Origin of the sequence: Prevotella sp. P3-122 (assembly GCF_002251365.1) — a bacterium.
Classification (GTDB): Bacteria; Bacteroidota; Bacteroidia; order Bacteroidales; family Bacteroidaceae; genus Prevotella.
The window spans coordinates 62,684-85,190 of record NZ_NPJH01000002.1; the positions used below are offsets into that span (position 1 = coordinate 62,684).

17 protein-coding genes are annotated in these 22,507 nt (G+C 50.5%); 7 read left to right on the top strand and 10 right to left on the bottom strand.

Going from position 1 to position 22,507, the window contains the following annotated elements:
* Positions 1-120: 120 nt before the first annotated feature.
* From CIL02_RS00315 to CIL02_RS00365, 10 genes are all read right to left on the bottom strand, one after another.
* Complete coding sequence (locus CIL02_RS00315) at positions 121-1,137, bottom strand: LacI family DNA-binding transcriptional regulator (protein ID WP_094398546.1); 1,017 nt, start codon at positions 1,135-1,137, stop codon at positions 121-123.
* A gap of 340 nt (positions 1,138-1,477) precedes the next feature.
* On the bottom strand, positions 1,478-2,113 hold the full coding sequence (locus tag CIL02_RS00320) for a response regulator transcription factor (RefSeq protein ID WP_094398499.1): 636 nt from the start codon (positions 2,111-2,113) through the stop codon (positions 1,478-1,480).
* Between the two features lie 280 nt (positions 2,114-2,393).
* Positions 2,394-4,874, bottom strand: a complete 2,481-nt coding sequence (locus tag CIL02_RS00325) for a DUF5686 family protein (protein ID WP_371588750.1) — start codon at positions 4,872-4,874, stop codon at positions 2,394-2,396.
* Between the two features lie 94 nt (positions 4,875-4,968).
* Positions 4,969-5,667 (bottom strand): HAD family hydrolase, encoded by a 699-nt coding sequence (locus CIL02_RS00330; protein WP_094398501.1) that lies wholly within the window; start codon positions 5,665-5,667, stop codon positions 4,969-4,971.
* Complete coding sequence (locus CIL02_RS00335; RefSeq protein WP_094398502.1) at positions 5,664-6,617, bottom strand: CDP-alcohol phosphatidyltransferase family protein; 954 nt, start codon at positions 6,615-6,617, stop codon at positions 5,664-5,666. Before CIL02_RS00335 ends, CIL02_RS00330 begins: the two co-directional genes overlap by 4 nt.
* Positions 6,618-6,647: 30 nt before the next feature.
* The gene (locus CIL02_RS00340; RefSeq protein ID WP_094398503.1) at positions 6,648-7,472 is read right to left on the bottom strand and encodes a hypothetical protein; all 825 of its coding nucleotides are present in this window, start codon (positions 7,470-7,472) and stop codon (positions 6,648-6,650) included.
* Between the two features lie 2 nt (positions 7,473-7,474).
* On the bottom strand, positions 7,475-8,197 hold the full coding sequence (locus tag CIL02_RS00345) for an NTP transferase domain-containing protein (RefSeq protein WP_094398504.1): 723 nt from the start codon (positions 8,195-8,197) through the stop codon (positions 7,475-7,477).
* Between the two features lie 217 nt (positions 8,198-8,414).
* Complete coding sequence (locus CIL02_RS00350) at positions 8,415-9,047, bottom strand: GIN domain-containing protein (RefSeq protein WP_170934965.1); 633 nt, start codon at positions 9,045-9,047, stop codon at positions 8,415-8,417.
* Positions 9,048-9,433: 386 nt separating this feature from the next.
* Entirely contained in the window at positions 9,434-9,904 is a 471-nt protein-coding gene (locus CIL02_RS00355) for an HU family DNA-binding protein (RefSeq protein WP_094398506.1), read from the bottom strand.
* A gap of 1,080 nt (positions 9,905-10,984) precedes the next feature.
* On the bottom strand, positions 10,985-13,243 hold the full coding sequence (locus CIL02_RS00365; RefSeq protein ID WP_094398508.1) for an inorganic phosphate transporter: 2,259 nt from the start codon (positions 13,241-13,243) through the stop codon (positions 10,985-10,987).
* 199 nt (positions 13,244-13,442) lie between these two features.
* Here CIL02_RS00365 and CIL02_RS00370 point away from each other — a divergent pair, with 199 nt between their 5' ends.
* The 7 genes from CIL02_RS00370 (at position 13,443) to CIL02_RS16585 (ending at position 22,490) form a co-directional block, all read left to right on the top strand.
* Entirely contained in the window at positions 13,443-14,336 is an 894-nt protein-coding gene (locus tag CIL02_RS00370) for a serine O-acetyltransferase (RefSeq protein WP_094398509.1), read from the top strand.
* A 38-nt stretch (positions 14,337-14,374) separates the two neighbouring features.
* Positions 14,375-15,919, top strand: a complete 1,545-nt coding sequence (locus CIL02_RS00375; protein ID WP_094398510.1) for a class I SAM-dependent RNA methyltransferase — start codon at positions 14,375-14,377, stop codon at positions 15,917-15,919.
* Positions 15,909-18,065: a DPP IV N-terminal domain-containing protein gene (locus CIL02_RS00380; protein WP_094398511.1), complete on the top strand. Its 2,157-nt coding sequence runs from the start codon at positions 15,909-15,911 to the stop codon at positions 18,063-18,065. Before CIL02_RS00375 ends, CIL02_RS00380 begins: the two co-directional genes overlap by 11 nt.
* A 54-nt stretch (positions 18,066-18,119) precedes the next feature.
* Positions 18,120-19,427, top strand: coding sequence for a S28 family serine protease (locus CIL02_RS00385; protein WP_094398512.1), 1,308 nt, complete (start codon positions 18,120-18,122; stop codon positions 19,425-19,427).
* A 308-nt stretch (positions 19,428-19,735) separates the two neighbouring features.
* Entirely contained in the window at positions 19,736-21,004 is a 1,269-nt protein-coding gene (gene purD, locus CIL02_RS00390) for a phosphoribosylamine--glycine ligase (RefSeq protein ID WP_094398513.1), read from the top strand.
* A 107-nt stretch (positions 21,005-21,111) separates the two neighbouring features.
* Entirely contained in the window at positions 21,112-22,050 is a 939-nt protein-coding gene (locus CIL02_RS00395; RefSeq protein WP_094398514.1) for a hypothetical protein, read from the top strand.
* Complete coding sequence (locus CIL02_RS16585) at positions 22,026-22,490, top strand: YqaA family protein (protein WP_240513469.1); 465 nt, start codon at positions 22,026-22,028, stop codon at positions 22,488-22,490. Before CIL02_RS00395 ends, CIL02_RS16585 begins: the two co-directional genes overlap by 25 nt.
* Positions 22,491-22,507: the final 17 nt, after the last annotated feature.

Below are 22,507 nucleotides of genomic sequence, written 5' to 3' on the forward strand. Positions count from 1 at the left end.
CAGCGCGACCATTACCCACATGACATAGCCCAGGGTGTCGCTACGCTCTACCCTGGGCTATGTTCTTTTGCGCTTACAGCGCGATAGATAATAGTTATAAGGATGTGAAACTTTAGCTAATTACAAATTCTTCTCCGAGCTTTCCCTTATTTTGAGTATCATCGGCACTACTTCCCTGTATATTCTTGTATCGCCGTTGATATTCTTCATCAGCAGTTCGCAAGCCTTCATTCCCTGCACACTGGCCTGGTCCATGATTGCCGACAGGCGCGGAGTAACGAAAGCCGCAGTGTCGCCATCGGTAAAGCCTATGATGGCAACATCCTCAGGAATGCTCATGCCAAGAGACTTGATAGCGTCAAAGGCTGCATAAGTGACGATATCATTAAATGCCAGTATGGCATCGGGCCGGTCTTCTGACTGCAGCAGCTGTATCGTGGCGTTGCGTGCAACCTCAAAGTCTATCTTGTCGCACACCACCAGTCTACGGTCAATGGGTATGCGTGCCTCCTTCAATGCCTGCAGATAGCCATGCTTACGTCTCTTCACCATATCCAGGTGGTTTGGTCCTCCAATAAACGCTATCCGCTTCGATCCAGTCTCTATGAGATGCATGGTAGCCTCAAAAGCCGCCTCGTCACCATTGGCCACAACCTGTGAGAACTTGTCCGGCATGCATGTACGGGCAAAAAACACCGTCGGTACGCCCATGTCGTGCAATTGCTCGAAATGACTGTAGTCAATGGTGTCCTGCGCCAGGCAGGCAATGATGCCCTCCACATGCAGTGCAAGGAAGTTCTCTATTGCACGTTTCTCCAGCTCACAGCTCTCATGGCTGTTTGCACTAAAGACCGAATATCCCAGTTTGGAGGCATATTGTTCAATACCGTCAAGAACGGCAGCATAGTAATGCGTAACGAGATTGGGTACAATTACTCCTATAATATGAGGCGACTCCTTGCGAAGGCTCTGAGCGAAAGGGTTTGGTCTGTAGTTCCGCAGCTTGGCAAGTTCCACAACTTTTTTCCTCATATCATCGCCAACCTCATGGCTACCATGCAACGCCCTCGACACGGTCGCGATGCTGACACCCAGTTCCTCGGCAAGGTCCTTTAATGATACTCTATGTCTTTTCATATTTCTTAGGCTATAGGTTACTTCGTATTTGATGCCAATCACTGCATATTTTCAGAAAGGTCAAAGGCCATGCAATGACTGTCATGCTGCAAATATAGGAAATATATTTGAAAGCGCAAACGTTTACGTGATATTTTTTCAAAATTTCCTTGTAGCTACAGAAAAAAGGGTGTATATTTGCAACGAGATTAAGAAATGAGTAATGAATAGTTGATAATAAGTTAGTTAGAAAACAGGACCAATTTTGTCGGGAGACAATTTGGTCTTTTTTTTGTCCTTACCCAAAACATATTAATAAAGGAATATCCTGACCCACGTACCCCTAATTGTCCGTTTCTTATTAAATATAGTATTCCGCAGAGTCTACCAATCCTGCTCTTAAAGCATATTTGGTTGCCTCATGCACATTGTTCACCCCGAGTTTCCGGAAAATATTCTTGCGGTGGGTATTGACAGTATGGAAACTGGAAAAACGCTTCTCTGCTATTTCCTTAGTTGTCATACCAAGGGCTATGTCTTTCAGTATGTCAGTCTCTGTGGCAGTGAGTTTGACAATCTCCTCTTTCCTCTCAGGTCTGAGCAGTAGCTCCGTCACCCTTTGGCATATATACCTCTGTCCAGAAAGGGCTGTACTAATCGCCATTCGTATTTCAGATAGTGGGCTATCCTTGAGCACAATACCAAATCGTGTGCTTGACGCTAAGACCAGTCGGATGAAATCGGTGCTCAGATCATCACTGAACAGCAGCCAACAGGCTGTAGGAAATCTGTCACCAAGAACCAGCAGTTCGGCAGCATCGTTGATGTCGAACAAAGTATAGTCTACAATGACAACGCCATTCGGACAGGACTTTAGTTCTTCTATTAGTCCTGCCTTGTCAGCAACACACCTGCTTTCCACCTCATTGACGGATTGCAGTATGTACATCAATCCTGCCCGGGTGATACCCTGATTGTCTGCTATGAGCACATTCATTTCCTATCCCTCCAACCAAAACACCTCCCACCCGCAATGCCAAGTAGAGAGGTAAATTCGTATTGACTGTACAAAAGTACAAAAAAGAATGGAAACAAATGACTTTTTGGTACGAAATCAGAAAAAATAATAGCAATAGTCAAAAGCGAAAAACGTGAGGGCATGTCAAAATCGAAGTGACATGCCCTCTATGTATTAAGGTGAAAGTTCCGGTAAATTCCTACGGTCACCGACCGTCGGCACTATTCGTTGGAGTCTCTCAGAGGTCCTGCGTGATGCGTCAGAATGTCATTCTGACCATAAACCTTATGCCGTCCTTATGTGCTGTCGGCAGATATTTGTAGTTCAGTCGCCTTACATATTCTACATGCAACAGCTTGAAGATGTTGTGAACACCGGCAATAAGCTCCACGTACGGCCGCTTGGGATCCATGACATAGCTGCCCTGCGGGAACTGCCACAGTTCCGGGTCACCGACATTCTCCGGCAACATGGGGTTGTTCTTGTCAGTAAGGTCACCCCACAGGCACTTCACGCCTATGTATTCTCTCCACTTCAGCTTCTTGAGCAGTGGTATACGGTTGAGGATTTTTCCATTGAGGTCCCAGCTTACGTCCAGGCTTGCATAGCGGTCGTTGAGGAACTCCATGTTGTTGATAAGGTTGAATGTTCCGTCCTCTACAATATACGAGAGGTTAGCCGCAGGCATGATGAGCAGCGGGAATGGCACCTTGTTCCATTGTGCCCCGGCCTTCAGATATGTGTCTATCTTACCCCATGAGCCTACCCAGAACCGCTTGTATATGCTTGCCTCGGTGAGGTTGTAGCGATAGTCACCGCCAAGAAATCCCTTTATACCGAGGGTGTGTCCGAGTCCGAACACGGGAGCATCGAGGTTGATGGGCAGCCTGCGCTGCTTGGTATTGATATATGTACGGCCCGGAGCGAGCTGCAATTGTAGTGACAGCTCCGTGGTGTTTAGTTTCTGGCGTCCGAACTCAATGTTACCGGCGGCCTCGTTGACCTCCCTCTTGATGTATGCCAATGTCTTCAGGCCCCATTCCTGCTCGTACTCGAAGGCCAGCTTCTGCCTGTTGTAGAACATCATCTTGTCGACAGTAGTCCACTTGAATGCCGTGAAGACATTGTCCTTGTCCGTAGGCATGTACTTGTCCGACGGTGCCATCACGTCATATGACGACGAGAATGTAATGGTGCGCTTAGGAAATTCCCTGGGCAGATATTCCTTCTTGTTGAAGGAGTAAGTGAGCTGTCCGTCGTAATATGTCTTCTTCGAGTCTATGCCACGTGCTATATAGCCGCTTGCGAACCAGTGTTTGTTGAGGTTTGCCGTGGTCTGTCCCGACAGTCGGAAACGGTAACCGTCAATGAAGTTCTTGGAAATCATGGTATTCACCGGTCCTATGTCGAACTTGCTTGGATGGTTCACGTCACCTGTCTCGACAAAGTTCTCAATGAGAGCCTTGCCGGCAAAAATGAAATACTTGAATCCCTTAAGCTGCTCTATGCGGTGAATGAATGCGTCCATCGACGACTCGCTCTTGGTAAGCTCCACCGAGCGGTACTGGTTCCAGAACGCCTCGTCGCGCATCATGGCGTCGGCCTCCTTGCGTTCCTTGGCCTTGCCCTTGAAGAGCTGTCGCGGTATCTCGTCGAAGGCGTAGTCGCTCAGACGGGTCACCCTGGTGACAAGGAAGTTGCCGAATGCCCTTGCAAGCTTCATCTCCACAATCATGTCGTCGACGGTCAATGCCCACTCACCGTTGGCAAGCTTCGTATACTGCTGTGAGACATGCAGGTTTTCGACAAAGTTGACATCGCTGCGCCTGGGTATTGTCAGGTCGCACCGCTTTACGTGGAGTGAGGAGTCGGCAAGGATATACAGCTCGCCACGAAATCCGAAGTCCTGCTGGTTGTTCGGAAGGAACTCCAGATGGTAGCACAGGTCACGGTCTACGTAGACGGTGTCCTGGATATAGTATCTGTAGAATCCGATGGCATTCTTGCCAATAGGGCTCACGAAAGGATACTGTAGCAAGCGTACGTAGTCGTCGTAAATATCCACGTCGGTAAACACGTCCTTCAGGGCAACGTTCAGGATGTCGCCAGTCTGGATGAGCTGGTTTACGCCCGTAGAGCTTTGTCCCTTGATGATACTCTTCTCCGTCTTTGGGTCCTTGCGGTATATGTGCTGCGTTACGGTCTCGTCAACAGATACCGGCAGTATGAGCTTATGATTGAACGGGCTTGTCTCTATCTGGTCGATGAGCCACTGCTTCTTTGCGAAGAAGCCGCTGTCGAGGTCAGATGGCTTGATGTCGTTGACGGCAAGGGTAATCTTCTGGTACTTGCTGTATTGCAGGAAGTCGTGGTTCTCAAGGTCTGTCTTCTTCTTTGCCTCGATGACCCTTCTCATAAGCTCCACGGCGGGATTGTCCTTCCGGCTGTATTTTCCTCTCTTCGACTTCACCACCACCTCGCTGAGCTGCTTTGTGTCAGGCTTTAGCTTCACGTTGAGCACGGAAGGCGTGGAGGCCGTCACGTTGACAGTCTTCGACTTATATCCCACGGCACTGAACGTCAGTTGCCAGCCATTGTGGCGCTGTATGGTGTATGCTCCCATGGCGTTGCCGCTCACGGCGACATGGTGCCCCTTGTACGACGCACTCGGATAGAGCAGCGTGTCGCCAGTCTCAGCATCGACAACAACACCGCTAATCTTCTGAGCGTTCACCGTCATGGTTACAGCCAGAAGGAAAAATGCGAATAACGTCCTGATCATATACTCTCCTTAAAGGTTGGTAATAACGAATGGATAACGGCCCTCAGCAGCATTACAGCAACTGATTTAAGTCCGTGATAATCTTGTCGGGCAAAGTCTCGTCATACTGCTGCTCCGTCCATCCCTCGCCCTTGAACCATACGGCCTGGCATCCTGCTTTCTTTGCAGGCTCTATGTCCTTGTAGAAGCTGTCGCCAACTACTATGCACTCCTCCGGCTTAAGTCCAAGAGCCTCAACGCCAAGGAGGAAGATGCGGTGGTCGGGCTTCCTGACTCCAACAACAGCCGACTCTACGATGTCCTTGAAGAACTCCGACAGGTGGAACTCCTCCAGCACGTGCGATATGTTTCCATAGAAATTGCTCACCAGCACCATCGGGTAACTGGCAGCAAGCTGTGACAGCACCTCACGGCTATGGGATGTCACCTCTACTACCTTGGAATAGACATCCTCCAGCACCGCCTTGTGGCCCCGTGTGAACTCGGCCTCGTCGGCCTGCCACGCACCCGACGTGCACAGATACTCCATCTCAATGCGTATCTTCACCTCAAGGGTCTTATGGAACGAGTAGTCGCTCTGTATGATGGGCGTGCGCCCCAAAGTGCGCTCGGCATAGACGTATGCCTCTCTGAACTGCTCCTCGCTGACTGGTATCTGCTGGCGCTGGTAGGCGTGCCATAGCATCTGTCCCCAATGGCATCCCGCCGTATCGAGCGTTCCGCCAAAATCGAAAATATATCCTTTAATCATTGTCTGTTTATTTTTTCAAGTGTAATCTCACAAAGTTTCTCATGCCGACGGCGCATGTACACATACAGGGCCTGCATAACGGTAATCTCAAAGAGCATATACAGCTCCGGCAATCCCGTGAGGGCCGTGACATATATGCAGATGGCCCTGGTGTTGAAGGTCAGTATGTTTGTGTACTTCATCAGCGGCCTGCTTCCAGCCAGGAACTCCTGCCTGAGCCCGTCTGGCATAGCCTCGGCACCCTTGTATGTCGAGCATACAGCCGCAAAGAACTTCTGGAACACCGGTGTACGCTTTTCCTGGCTCTTGCAATAGTTGGAGTAGTTGAAGTAGAACGTCCGTGCGAGCAGCTGCGACTTGGGCAGCGACTCGTATATGGCGCGCTGCTGGGCATAGTTGTCAAGCTCGCTCCCTTCCTTTCCCTTGAGGAAGAAAAGGTGTATCTGCCTGTAGTAGTCGCTCAACGAGCTTTGGGGCGAATGGCAAATCAGTCCTGCAACCACTGCAAGCACCCAGCTCATCAGCCCCCACGTGCAGTCGCTGAAGGGTATTGTCTCGTCCATGAGCCTGTAGGCGAAGGCTGCATAGATGCAGAAGAACCACACATCGCCCGAGAAGCCGTCGAGCATACGTCCGATGAGTGTTTTCTTCCCCGTGAGCCTGGCCATCTGTCCGTCGGTGGAGTCGCAGAAGTTGGCGAACATCAGCAGCACCACGCCAGCAAGGTTATGCCACAGGTCGGTGAAGACAAACATATATCCCGCTGCTATGCCAAGGAAGATGGACAATATTGTTATGACATTGGGATGTACCCCAAACCTGTTCCAGAACAGTGCGAAGACAAGTCCTATAGGGCGCGTAAAGTGCACGTCGAGCCACTCCTCGGTATCGTTTGACTTGAACGATGCCTGCAGAAGTTCCCTGAACGTAGTTCCATTACTGCTATTCATCTCTTAAAATCGTTATTCCTTTTATTATTGCTAAATACTCTTCTGTCTGTTGTAATTCCTCATCACGAATGCCGCTATGGCATCGGCTGCCTCATCCCTGCACCGTGAGAAACTGGGCCAGTCGTTGAAGTCGATGATGCAGAACGAGCCGTCCGCCCTGACTATCGCATCCCCTCCGTAGGCAACGATGCCTGTCTCACGCGCCACAGCGTCGACAGCCTCGTGCAGCGCCGCGGCTTCGAAGGCATAATGGTGTGCCTGTCCATTGAGGCTCTCGTCTCCAAACTTGGAACGTCCGTCGTCCGAGGGATAGAAGTATCTGAAGAAGCCACCTTTTACGGCATACCATTTTATCAGATCGCCAACGACATGTGCGGAAACAGTATAATCGGTTATGTTCCTCGTGGCGAAGTCACGCCTCGCAGCCTCCAGCTCATCCCTGTCACGGCAATAGCGCACGTCGCTACTCGTTTGCGCCGCCATGTCGCCACGCTTTATCCAGTAGCCATCCTCCCCATGCCGTGGCGGCAACGGGACGCCAAGGTTGCTCATCACCGCCTCTATTGCCGAGCGGCGGCATGCCCTGACGCTGTCAGGACTGTTCACTACCACCAGCCCACGCTGCTCCATGCCTGCAAGGATGTCGAGCGTAGCGCTGTTGCGTGCCATCGACAGGCAGATGTCACATTCCATATCAGGCTCCAGCCTGTTCTCGTCAACGACGACGTAATCGGCAGCAAGCCTACTGGCCACAGCCTGCAAGATGGCCATGTCCTTGTCAACGCTGTTTGGCGAGAACCTCACGTCACGGCTGACAGCTATTATCCTCTTGTCTGATAAAGCCCCTGTAGACATACTTACTCCGCAAGGAATTGTTCGGCCTTCGCTATATCAGACGCATGGTCTATATCGAGCACCTTCGTGAAGGGGAATGCCAACAGGCGGCGGTCGTCAACGACAAGTGCCCGTTGGAAGTTGCGCATACGGCTCACTCCTTTCTCCATACAGTCGGCAAGCGTCTTCAGACAGTCGGTATTGAGACCATAGATGCCGCCAGAGACATACCTGCACCCGTCTACACACAGGTCATGGAAGCCAGTGATGGAGTTGCCACTGTCAACGCTTACGTACAGGGGTTTCTCGTCATCGACATAATCAGTCACTCCCATCATCCCATCGTAGCCCTTGGCAAGCGCCTTTTCCAACGCCGCTATGTACTTGGCAAAATCGTCAGGACGGAAAATGGTATCTACTGTTGTCAGCACGACAGGCCCCTCGCCTATCAGCTTGCTTAGCTCGAAGAAACTGTGCATGGAGCTGGGCGTGCTCTTCACAATGTGCCTCAAGGGTATCCGCTGGCCGTCAAGGCCCTCGCGCTCAAGCCTTTCCAGATGGCTTGCCACGTCTGTATATTGCTCGTTGCAAATCACAAAGATGTCATCAGCACCGTTGCTTGCAAATATCCGCAGCAGCCTGTCCACCAGGCATTCTCCATGGACTCTCACCAGAGGCTTGTGCTCCGCCACCCCCTCGGCAGCAAGACGGGAACCTTCTCCCGCAGCTATAATGGCATATTTCATATAAAAAAAATACCTTTGTACTTAAAATTTGGTACAAAGGTAATTATATTTGGTGGAATAAGAAAACTTTTTAGCAGTTTTTTGGTTTTCCACATATGACCTCAGCCCTCAGACCTCCGAACCTCTCGATAATGGTATCATCAATCATCAATAATCAATAATCAATAATCAATCATCAATCATCAATCATCAATAATCAATCATCAATCCTCCGACCTCAGCCCCCTACCCTGAGCTTGTCTGCATCTATGCTTCCCGTTCCCGACACACTCTTGGTGAACGTGCGGACATCACCCTCTACGTCGATGTTGCCGACACCTCTCAGCACGCATTTCAGATTGCCGGAGTTCACGAAGTTGACATCAGCCTCGCCGACCCCCATGAGCTGTATCTCGGTATTCTGTGACGTAATGTTGTCAACCTCAATGTTGCCGGCTCCACGCAGAAAGAAATAAGCGTTATCGCAGATGATGTTGTCGAACTCTACGTTGCCTGCACCGAGCAGCTGAATGTCGAGCGTGTCGGTATCAACAGTTCCCTTGGCCTCAAAATCGCCTGCGCCTCGCATCACAACACCTACCAGGTCGGGCGACGACACATATACCGAAGCTACCTGTGAGCGGTTCAGACGCAGCAAATCCTTGTTGGACAGGCTGATGTCGAGTGTCTCGTTCTCTACCTTCACGACAACATTCCTCCCAACCTCCTTGCTGCCACGCACCTCAACGTTCAGCGAATCAGACTGTTCATAGCATACCTCGAAGGCGCCATTTAGGATTACCCTCTTGAAATACGGCAGTTCCTTTACCTGACGTGAAGCCACGGCCTTATCGCCACTATTGTTTTTCATTTTTTCTCCCGATGAGCAGGAGACCATAACAACCGCCAAAAGAATGGCCAGGAGTTTAAACGTCATTTTATTCATAATCATATTTGTTTGATTATCTGTTTGACGTAAGCTCCCAGCCCAAAGTTGCAATACCGAAACTTTTTTTCTTAACCCTCCACCCCTCAAACCTCTCGCACCCCTTCGATAATGGTATCATCAATCATCAATCATCAATAATCAACCATCAATAATCAACCATCAATAATCAATCATCAATCATCAATCCTCCGACCTCACAGCGCATGCGCTACGCACGATGATGCTGTGATGGCGCATAGCACGGACGATATGAACGTCAGGATGGCCTGTATAATGCTATGCTTCTGTTCGCTCGACATCTTCATGGCTTATTTGTTTTTAGCGGCGTCAATGTCGACAGTTCCTTCACCCTTCTTCTCGGCAGCGAGAACGGCAGCCTGCACCTTGCGGGACGATACCTGTGTGAAGGTGGCATCCTTGATAAGGTTCTGCAGTTCCTCGGCAGGCTTAAACACAAGGTTTACGGACTTGATGTTGCTGGCGGTGAACTTATCCATGCTCTCCGCACCTACGCTCGAAAGCGAGATGCTGAACTCGCCAAGCCCGTCAATAATCACCTTGTTGCCAGCCACGAGCATCTCGCGCAGGCAGCTTACCATGTCGGTGGTCACGCCCTTCACGGTACCCTTCGAGAATACGCCGTTGTGCTCGCTGATGTGGTTGATGAACCTCTGGGTGGAAATTATCTCGTTGAGCTGCACCCTCGCATACGCCTTGTCTGGCTCCTCGGGGTTCGTAGGGTTCCCCTGCATTGCTAAAGAATACTTGATTGTGTTCATAGTTTTAATGATTTAATAGTTTAACATTTAGTTGGTTGTTGTGTTTTTCGTAACGTTACAGGTGCAAAGATACAACATTTTCATTCGTTTTGCAATAGGTTTTCGGGGCCGTTTTTGCGATTTTTGCGAGTTAAGCTTATTTAACAAAACACTTATCGGCATAATATATTGAGGTTCAGAGCATTAACCACTATTACGATAACGTGGAAAAACCACGAAAACTGCTCACACACCAATAAAACAGTACTAGATATCGCTCCTGTCACACAACGGTGAGAGGAGAATCTTACCTGTATGATATTCTTATCACACGCATCTGCGGAGGCTCCCACAGCTACGTGTGCTATTATTTTGTCTCAGCCTGCTAAAACAGGCTGTTTTCGTAAGAGTACCCCATTATTATAGCCATACTGTACGGCTTTCACATTTGAAAATACCATTTTAATTTAGTTAACGTTTTTTTTGTTTGCAATTAAGGTCGTATATTTGCAGCCGAAAGAGTTCTTTGACTAAATGAAGGTATATGCCGCTATGTAACGCTGAAGTGAAATATGAAAAATGAAAAATGAAATATTAAGCGTTTTTGCAATCTGCGAGAAAATATATATATTATAATATATATAATATATTATAATATATATAAAGTAGTTTCTACTCATGATGGTCTTAATATTTCATTTTTCATTTTTCATTTTTCGGTTGCACATTCATTGAGGCATAATAATACATATGGAACTAACAGTACGCATTGTCAGCGTCAGTGAGCTGAAGGAGAGTACGTTTGTAATACCGCGGGCCAACTTTTTCCAAATGTTTATTGTCCGTTTCCAAAAAAAACGTTATATTTGCAGTGCCAATACTGAAACACTACAAGAACCAAAATCCGAAGTAACTGAAAATAAGACACATAAAAAAGTTAGTAACAGAAAATTCCTAATTTAAGTACTTGTATTATTACAGGTTGTCGGTATATGCCGTTCACCAGAAGCAGGAGTGTAGTCAGCGGTATGCCGGGAAACTGTAACGCCCTAAGCCAAAGGCCCAGGGCGTTGTTCCAACCATAAAGGTTGAATTGTTTTATCAGTCGTCCATGAACTTCTTTGCAGCCCTGAGCTGATGTCGCATGTTGCTGAGCAGCTGCTGGCTCTCCTGCAGGAGATTAAGGTATACGAGTGATATCTGGAGGTTGGCGTTGTGGGCCGACTGCATTCTGTCGATATGCTTCTTGCGCACAACCGACAGCTCGTTCTTGAGCTTGTCAGCCTCGGCAAGAACGTCGCGGTACTCGTCGAAACGGCTGGTGGCGATACACGAGCTGGTATCGGTGAGCAATGCGTTGATGCGTGCCTGCAGCGGCTTGTACTCTGCAGCCAGCTCCTCTGGCAGAGGATTGAAATTGTTGTCGACATGCTCCTTTATGGGGTCGAGCATACGTATGAGCCCATAGATGTACTGCATGGAAGCGTTGACACCGACATGGAACCACGTGTTACGCTCGATGGCCATGTCAGCAGGTATGCGTCTCAGTGCGAGAGTCTCCTGCCTGCGCAGCTTCTTCAGCATCTCACGGTTCTTTCGCAAGTCGCGCGACACACGGCGCAGCGAGCTTGGCTTGTTGTCTACCAGTCCGCTGATGATTTCATTATACTGGGCGAGAGTAAAGTCTGCCATCTGAGTCTGTACCCTGGAGACATGCTTGCGCAGCAAGTCCCAAACGATTTCCGGGTCGCGGCTTCTCATCATCAGCCTGTAGGTGTCATCGCTGTCGGCAGTAGAGCTTTTCTTCTTGAAAGCCTTGTTGGAGCGCACGAGCACGAATACCACAAGGGCTATGAAGGCAAGCTGAACGAAAATTCCACCAAATCTCATGGCAAAGGCAACGACACCACCAACAGCAAAGGCCACACCGGCTGTGATGAACCATCCGCCAATGACGGATATCACTCCCGTAACACGGAACACGGCACTCTCACGGCTCCAGGCATGGTCGGCAAGGCTGGTACCCATGGCAACCATGAATGTGACGTAGGTCGTAGACAGCGGCAACTTGTAGTTTGTACCGATGGTGATAAGCATTGAGGCCAGCACAAGGTTGACGGCGGCACGGACCACGTCGAAGGCGGCGCCATTGTCGAGCACCACATCCTGCTGGTTGAAACGTCCGTCCACCCAACGGGAGACAGCTTTCAGAACTGGCACGCGAGAGGTAATGGAGCTTGTCCAGTCGGCAGTCTCCTGGCAGAACCTGACGATGCTTCGTGCAGCCTTGCTGCTTCCGAACATCTCGTCGCCCTCATCCTGACGGCTCAGGTCCACGCTGGTCTTGATGACGTTCTGCGCCTTCTTGGACGTAACCATGGCAAGAATCATTATCAGGCCCGCGCCAAGCAGGTAGAAAGGCGGTGTCTTGGCACTCTCCATGAGCGACGACATGAGGAAGGTGTCAGGCGTCATGCCTCCACCATTGGTTGTATAGTCAACGTATGAGTCGAGACCAGCGAGAGGCACGCCGATGAAGTTGACGAGGTCGTTGCCCGCAAAAGCCATTGCAAGGGCAAAGGTTCCCATAAGGACAATGAAACGGAAAATGTTCACACGCATGAGGTGAAGGAGCTGCATCACAAGGGTGCTGGCAACAAAGGTGCCCAGCAGCAGCAGGCTCATGTTGGCGCTAATCCACTCACGCACGTCATCCGAGATATATGGCGACTTGCCAAGACCCTTCAGGAATATGAAATAGGCCAGGGCCGTGAAGGCTATGCCTCCGAATACGGCTATAGAATAGCGTGAGTGCCTGCCATAATTAAAGGTAAAGACAACTCGCGATATCCACTGCACGATAACGCCAAAGAAGAAGGCCACGGCAACAGACACGAAGATAGCGATGATTACAGACAAGGCCTTGTCGGTGTTCAGAAGGTCGGCGAATGCCAGCGACGGGTCGGCCGACATCTTCAGCAGGGCAATGGCAAACGTTCCGCCAAGGAGCTCGAATACCAGAGACACCGTCGTGGAAGTAGGCATGCCAAGAGTGTTGAACATGTCAAGGACAATAACGTCGGTAACCATCACGGCAAGGAAGATTACCATCACCTCGTGGAACGAGTAATGCAGGGGGAGCATGATGCCATGACGCGTCACGTCCATCATGCCCGAGGACATCACGGCTCCGATAACGACACCGAGCGAAGCTACAATCATCACCTTGCGGAAGGATGCCACCTTGGCACCGATGGCCGACTGGAGGAAATTGACGGCGTCGTTGCTCACACCGACGAAAAGGTCGAATACTGCCAGACATAGCAGGAAGACCACAATGATTAGATAAATTGTTTCCATCAAACTGTTTTAATGATACTTAATTATTTTGCATGCAAAATTATCACCGCCATGTTACACGGAGTTTAAACAAGTATTACAATTGTGTTACAAGTCTTTTTTTTGCACGCGAAATGAATATTAACACTTATTATCTTCCATAATCCAACAATTATTAGTAATTTTGTGCGCAATTATAATCGCGAGCAACATTACATAGATGAGTACTCAGCAGCTGACTCACATACTGACACAAACAGTAGACACCCTTTCGGAAGAGAAATCGCTGAAAGGCCTGTTTCACCAACACACGGACGGAGACCCGCTTCCTTCAGGCAAGATGCTTGAAGATATCATTGATTTGTCAAGGGCAATATTGTTCCCTGGATATTATGGCAAATCATCAGTAAATCTCAGTACAATAAAATACCAGATAGGCGTCAACGTGGAGAAACTCCACAAGTTGCTTACCGAACAGGTGCTGGCCGGACTGTGCTTCGGCGAGGAAGATAACGGCCTGCGAAAAGATGCCACCGGAAGGCGGGAGGCAGCCGAGCAGATAGCCACGCGCCTTGTGGAAAAGCTCCCGGAGATAAGGAAGACGCTCGCCACGGACGTCACGGCAGCCTATTGCGGAGACCCCGCGGCAGAGAGCTACGCAGAGATTATAGCCTGCTATCCCGTCATCAAGGCTCTTACCAACTACCGTATAGCCCACGAGCTGCACCTGCTCGGCGTACCGCTCATTCCACGCATCATCACGGAGATGGCGCACTCGGAAACAGGTATAGACATCCATCCGCAGGCTACGATAGGTGAGTATTTCACCATTGACCACGGCACGGGAGTGGTTATCGGGGCGACCTGTATCATCGGCAACAACGTAAAGCTATACCAGGGAGTGACGCTCGGTGCCAAGAGCTTCCCCCTCGACGGCTACGGCAACCCGATAAAGGGCATACCACGCCACCCGATACTGCAGGACAACGTGATAGTCTATGCCAACGCTACCATCCTCGGACGGGTAACCATCGGCGAGGGATGTGTGGTTGGAGCCAACGTGTGGGTGACAGAGGACATGGAGCCTCAGACAACTAAGATAAACAAGAAATAACACTTCAGAAACAACATTATTAAAACATATACAATAATATGGAATTCGAACTCATTGCCAAGACATTCATGGGCTTAGAGCCTGTCCTGGCGCAGGAGCTCACCCAACTGGGTGCAAACAACGTGCAAATAGGAAGGAGAATGGTCTCGTTCTCCGGTGACAAGGAAATGATGTATCGTGCCAACTTCCAGTTGCACACGGCTATCCGCATCCTGAAACCAATACGCCACTTCAAGGCCAACTCGGCTGACGACGTGTACAACGAGGTACAGACCATTGACTGGGCTGAGTATATTCCCGAGGGGAAGACATTCTCCGTAGACTCTGTGGTATACTCTGAGGAGTTCCGCAACTCACGCTTCGTCACATACAAGGTCAAGGACGCCATAGTTGACCAGTTCAGACAGAAAACCGGGACAAGACCCAACATATCAATAACAAACCCCGACATCAGGCTGCACATACACATTGCCGAGGACAAGGCCACCCTGTGCCTTGACTCGAGCGGAGAGAGCCTGCACCGCAGGGGCTACAGGCAGGAGAGCGTGGAGGCCCCGCTCAACGAGGTGCTCGCGGCAGGAATGATACTAATGTCGGGCTGGAAGGGAGACACTGACTTCATCGACCCTATGTGCGGCTCGGGAACACTGCTCATTGAGGCCGCACTGATAGCCAGGAATATCTCGCCGGGAGTGTTCCGCAAGGAATTCGCATTCGAGAAGTGGCCCGATTTCGACCAGGAACTTTTCGACACCATCTATAACGACGACTCGCAGGAAAGGGAGTTCGCACACCACATTTACGGCTACGATGTAGACATGAAGGCCGTGAACACGGCAAGGCTCAACGTCAGGGCAGCAGGACTTACCAAGGACATAACCGTTGACCAGCAGGACTTCAAGGACTTCACGCAACCGGCCGAGAAGTCGATAATCATTACCAACCCTCCTTACGGCGAGCGCATCTCCACCCCCAACCTCCTTGCCACATACAAGATGATTGGCGAGAGGCTGAAGCACGCCTTCACTGGCAACGACGCCTGGATATTGAGCTACCGCGAGGAATGTTTCGAGCAGATAGGACTAAAGCCTTCTATAAAGATACCTGTCTTCAACGGCTCACTGGAATGCGAGTTCAGAAGATACTCCATGTTTGACGGCAAGTTCAAGGAGTTCCGCTCTGAGGGCGGCATCGTCAAGACGGAGAGGGACAAGGCCGAGATGGCGCAGAAGCACAGGTTCAAGAAAAACCGGGAGTTCAAGGAGAGGATTACTGCCGAGGAGGAGAACGAGGGCAGCGACATCAGGTCGTTCAAGTTCCTGTCCTTGGAGAGGCAGAAGGAGCGCAAGGAAGACAAGGCTCCACGCTTTGGACGCCGCCAGCATGACAGCGAGGACAGAGGCGAGGGACGCCGCTTCGGCAAGGGACGCGACGAGAAAACGTTCGGCAAAGGCGACCGCAAGGGCGGAAAGGACAACAAATGGGGTGCCAAGGGCGACCGCAAGTTTGGCCAGGACGACAGAAAGGGCCGCAAGGGAGGAAAGAAGAACTTTAAAGATAACGGTTTCGACTATGACGACTAAGACTCTGAGACTGTTGGCCAAGATACTGTTTCTGACCATGATACCGATTAGCGCATCAGCACAGACAAGGCAATTCACACTGGAGGACCTGAACTATGGCGGCAACAACTACCGCAACATGGTTCCAAAGAACAAGTTCACGACATGGTGGGGCGACGAGCTGATACACCTGGATGTTGAGGAATGTCTCATCGTTGACAAGAAAAGCGGCCGGGAGAAGACGCTGCTCACTCTTGAGAACGCCAAGGCCTGGTCGGGACTGAAGGTCAGGAGCCTGCTCTATGCCCAATTCCCCTATGCCGACCGGCCTCTCGTATTGCTCTCTGACGGCAAGGAGAGGGCACTCGTAGACTGGAAGACCGGCAAGACCACATGGAAAGGCAGCGTGAGCGGCAGCGACACCGAGGAATGGAACAGGGCATCGAAGGCATCGGCATTTGTCAAGGACAACCAGCTCTATGTTTGCGACGGAAGCGGCAACACCCGCCAGCTGACCACAGACGGAAGCAGGGACATAGTATATGGGCAAAGCGTACACCGCAACGAGTTCGGCATAGAGGGAGGGCTCTTCTGGAGTCCGGACGGCAACAGGCTCGCCTTCTACCGCATGGACCAGAGCATGGTAACCGACTATCCGCTGGTAGACATTGACACAAGAGTGGCCGAACAGGCACCGGAGAAATACCCCATGGCAGGAATGGCATCCCACAAAGTAACGGTAGGTGTCTACGACCTGACTACGGGGAACACCGTTTACCTGAAAGCAGGAGACCCTACGGACAGGTATTTCACGAACATCAGCTGGAGCCCGGACAGCAAGACCATATACATGTTCGAGCTAAACCGCGACCAAAACGACTGCCGTCTCGTCAGCTACGATGCCAGCAACGGAGAGAAGAAGGCCGAGCTGTACAGGGAGCAGGACGACAAATATGTAGAGCCACAGCATCCCATAGCCTTCCTGCCCTGGGACTGCACTAAGTTCGTGATGCAAAGCCAGAAGGACGGCTACAACCATCTGTATCTCCTCGACGCCAATGGCAAGGAGATTAGGCAGATAACAAAAGGCAACTGGGTGGTGATGGACATGCTTGGCTTCAATACTAAGGAAAAGACAATAGTGTACTCGTCAAACCAGATAAGCCCCATCCAGCGAAACACCTTCGCCATAACCGTTGACGGAGCCAAGACCAGGCAGCTTGACAACGGCAAGGGCTACCACTATGCCTCGCTGAGCGGCAAGAGCGGGTATATTCTCGACAGATATTCAGAGCCGGATGTGCCACGTGCCATCGACATAGCACCGACAACCATAAAGGCGAAGAACAAGCCACTGGCCTACTTCAGGGCTGACAATCCATGGAAAGACTATGCGGTACCAGAATATTCATGCGGAAGCATCAAGGCTGCTGACGGCACAACAGACCTGTTCTACAGGATGGTGAAGCCCGTGAATTTTGACGAGACTAAGAAATATCCCACCATTATATATGTATATGGCGGACCGCACGCACACAATGTAGATGCCACCTGGCACTATGGCAGCAGGGGATGGGAAACCTACATGGCACAGAAGGGCTACCTGCTGTTCATCCTCGACAACAGAGGAAGCGAGAACAGGGGCAAGGACTTCGAGCAGGCTACTTTCAGGCATCTCGGACAGGAGGAGATGAAAGACCAGATGAAGGGTGTGGAATATCTGAAATCTCTTCCCTACGTCGACGAGGCGCGTATTGGCGTGCACGGCTGGAGCTTTGGAGGTTTCATGACAACATCCCTCATGACCAACTACCCGGACGTGTTCAAGGTAGGAGTAGCCGGAGGCCCTGTGATAGACTGGAAATGGTACGAGGTGATGTATGGTGAGCGATATATGGACACACCGGAAAGCAATCCGGAGGGATATGCCCAGACAAGCCTCATCAGCAAGGCCAAGAACCTAAAGGGCAAACTGCAGATAATCATTGGACTAAACGACCCCGTAGTGGTTCCCCAGCATGCTCTTTCGTTCATCAAGGAGTGCATACTGCAAGGCACACAACCCGACTTCTTCGTCTATCCCGGTGAGCCACACAACATGCGAGGCCACCAGAGCACACACCTGCACGAGCGCATATCGCAGTATTTCGATGACTACCTGAAGTAAGGTTTTTTTTCAGAAGACTATAATTTCACAGCAAGACCATAATCAGACAAAGATATGACGAACAGCTTACGTAAGACAGCATGGCTTCTGCTATTCCTGCTGCTGCCATTGCAATCCATAGCATTCGACAAGGCCGTAATGGACCGGCTTGCCGCCCTGCCCGGTATCAGCAAGGTGGAACCTCTTGAGAGCGAGGCTTATCAGGACAAATACGTGATGTTCATAAAACAGCAGGTTGCCCATGACGATGCCTCTGTGGGGACCTTCGACCAGCGGCTCATAGTATGCCACGTGGGCTTCGACCGTCCGACCATCCTTGTCACGGAAGGCTACTATGCCCACTACGCACTCCGGAAGGGATATCAGGAGGAGCTGTCAAAAATACTCAACGCCAATGTCATTACTGTTGAGTACAGATACTTTGCCGAGTCGGTGCCGCAGCCATGCAACTGGGACTACCTCACGGTAGAGAACTCACTTTACGACCTGCACAACGTCAACATGACATTCAGGCAGGCCTACAGCGGCAAGTGGATAGCCTCCGGTATCAGCAAGGGCGGACAGACCACGATGTTCTACAGGGCTTTCTTCCCTGACGACGTGGATGTCTCCGTGCCATACGTCGCTCCCCTGAACAAGAGCACCGAGGACGGACGCCACGAGCCTTTCCTGTCGAAGACTGTGGGAACGAAAGCTGACAGAAAACAGATTGCCGACTTCCAGACAGAGCTGTGCAAGCGGAAGCATGCGCTCATGCCTATGCTCCGCAGCCACTGCGAGAAGCGTGGCTACACATTCCGCGTACCCGTAGAGGACATCTTCGACTATATGGTCTTGGAATATCCGTTTGCCATCTGGCAATGGGGCACGCCGTTGAGCGACATCCCGTCAGTAACGGCAGACGACAAGACCCTCTTCGACCACCTGCTGAAAATCAACGAGCCAGACTACTTCGCCGAGCAGTCGCCGTTCCTTCCCTTTAACGTGCAGGCAGCAAGAGAACTGGGCTACTATGGCTATGACATGAAACCTTTCAGGAAATATTTCTCCATAAAGACTACGGAGGACTACCTGCACAGGATAATGCTTCCGGCAGAGTTTGCCAACGTGAGGTTTGACAAGACCCTGTACAACAGGACTATGAAGTTCCTTAAGGAGAACGACCCAAGGATGATATACATCTACGGAAGCATAGACCCCTGGAGCGCATCGGGCGTTGCAGGGCTGAAATTCCTGAAGAACAAACATAATATTAAGGTATATATGCTTGAAGGCGGAAGCCACAGGACAAGAATAAACTCCTTTGCCGAGCCCGAAAGAGAAGAGATAATCTCTACGCTGAAAGCCTGGCTCGGGATGTGAGCAAGTACAGAAGGATGATAAGAGACAATTCTTTTGCAAACGAGAGCAGAGCCAAACTTGTTTGAGCTATGCCGAGTGCAGCTAAAGAATCGACGAAGACAATTCCTTTGCAAACGAGAGCAGAGCCAAACTTGTTTGAGCTATGCCGAGTGCAGCTAAAGAATCGACGAAGTCAATAGTAAAAGCCTGGCTTAAACATACGTCATTTATCTCCCTTTATCTCCTCTTTATCTCCTCTTAACTACTTGCTAAAATCAATAATCAGTAATCAATCATCAGTAATCAATCATCACAACAACATAGAAATCATGAGAATACTATTGTTAGGAAGTGGCGGCAGGGAGCACGCCCTGGCATGGAAGATTGCACAAAGCAAGAAAGTGGAGAAGCTCTTCATTGCCCCTGGTAACGCTGGCACAGGCAACTGCGGAGAGAATGTTGCCATTGGAGTAAACGACTTCGACAAGCTGAAGGACTTTGCGTTGGAAAACAAAGTCGACATGGTTGTCGTGGGACCTGAAGACCCACTGGTGAACGGCATCTACGATGCCTTCAAGACCGACGGGCGCACTAACGGAATACCCGTAATAGGCCCATCAAAACAGGGTGCCGTGCTTGAGGGCAGCAAGGACTTCGCCAAAGCATTCATGGCACGACACAACATTCCGACAGCACGCTATCAGACATTCAACGGTACGAACATTGAGGAGGGACTAAAGTTTCTTGAGACACTCAAGGCACCATACGTGCTCAAGGCCGACGGACTGTGCGCAGGCAAGGGAGTGCTAATTGTACCAACCCTCGACGAGGCCAAGAAGGAGTTTAGGGAGATGCTCGGCGGAATGTTCGGCAACGCCTCTGCCAATGTCGTAATCGAGGAGTTCCTTAGCGGCATCGAGTGCTCGGTATTCGTCCTCACCGATGGCAAGAACTACAAGATACTGCCAGAGGCAAAAGACTACAAGAGAATAGGTGAGCACGATACCGGACTCAACACTGGCGGCATGGGCAGCGTAACGCCTGTACCATTTGCGACGCCGGAATGGATGAGGAAGGTTGAGGACAGGATAATCCGCCCTACCGTCGACGGACTGGCAGAAGAAGGTATCGACTACAAGGGATTCATATTCTTCGGACTGATTAATGTAGACGGAGAGCCAATGGTTATCGAATACAACTGCCGAATGGGCGACCCGGAGACAGAAAGTGTCATGCTGAGACTGAAAAGCGACATCGTCGACCTGTTCGAGGGTGTTGCCAATGGCGACCTTGCCGACCGTACCATAGAATTTGACGAGCGCGCAGCAGTATGCGTGATGCTTGTCAGCGGCGGATATCCAGAGGCTTACAAGAAGGGCTATGCCATAAGTGGGCTTGACAAAGTGGAAGGCAGCATCGTTTTCCACAGCGGTACCGCGCTAAAGGATGGCACCGTTGTCACGAATGGTGGAAGGGTTATTGCAGTAAGCTCATACGGCAAAGACAAGGAAGAGGCTCTGCGGAAAAGTTTCGAAGAGGCACAGAAGATAGAGTTCACCGACAAATACTTCCGTCGGGACATCGGACAGGACTTGTAACATCAGCCTCGCCGAAGACTTCATACTCACGCCCTCCTGCCCCAGCTCGCTCGTGGCAGGAGGGTGTGGCAACATGACAAACAAGGACTTACACTTTGGTAGGACACATGCAGAAAAGACTACAAAACAGGATAGCTGAGAGCAGATGGGCACTAACGGTATGCCTGATTTATGCCGCGGGAATAATGCTGCTGGAAGGCGTTATAGAGAAAGGCTTATGGCTACAGACTGCCTGCCTCGCCATATCTACGCTGATGATGGTTGAGCTGAACAACAGCAACTCGCTCATACGCATATACAGCCGCATGGTGTCATGCTCGTTTCTCTTACTAAACGTAATGCTTCCACAGCAGGCCGAGTCTGCCGAGGGAGCAATAGTACAGTTGTGCATCATTGGTTTCTATCTGTCTCTGTTCCATGCCTATCAGGACAAGCGGGCTCCCGGATGGGTGTTCTATGCCTTCATGTCTGTAAGTCTCGCAAGTATTGTATGGGTACAGATGCTCTATTACGTTCCACTGCTTTGGATACTCCTTGCCACCAATATCCTTGCTTTCAGCGGACGTACTTTCTGGGCATCAGTGCTTGGCCTCGCTCTACCCTACTGGTGTCTCTTGGCTTTCCACCTGCTAAACGGAGACCTGCAACCTCTTGCCGACCACTTCAGCAAACTTGCGGTATTTGGCCCTATCGCACGCATAGACAGCCTAAACGGCAATGAATGTCTTGCCATGGCCTTTGTTGCCGTACTGTCTCTCACAGGGATAATCCATTTCGTACGCAACAGCTACAAGGACAAGATACGCACGAGGATGCTGTACGAGATGTTCATCACCATGGTGGTGGTGACCATGGTATTCATAGTGCTGCAACCACAGCATAGTGAGAAGATTATGGGTATTCTGATAGTATCGGCGGCACCACTGACAGGCCACTTCCTCGCCCTGACATCCACGAAGGTGACCAATATAGCTTTCATTGTCATACTTGCAACCACGTTAATCATCACAGCAATAAACATATGGGTGCCCTTATCGACATTCTGATAGATTTCGGCTATTGGGGTATGCTTGCCGCAGCTTTCCTTGCCGGCAGCTTCTTCCCCTTCAGCAGCGAGGCCGTAATGACAGCGCTCGTTGCCGTAGGATTAGACCCTGTACAGCTCACCATTTATGCCACCATTGGCAATGTGGCCGGGGGACTGTTTAATTATGGTGTAGGCCGTATGGGAAGGCTCGACTGGATAGAGAAATACCTGCACGTAAGCAAGGAAAGCCTTGACAAGGCCACAAAGTTTATGGGCGGTCATGGCGCATGGATGGGATTCTTCGCATTCGTCCCAATACTGGGCAGCGCCATCACGATATGCCTTGGACTTATGAGGGCAAACATAATAATATCGGTCATCAGCATAACACTGGGAAAGTTCATCAGGTATGCCATCCTCGCATATATCCTTATGTGCGGACAAACCATGCTGGCATGACGACAGAGTAAAGACAA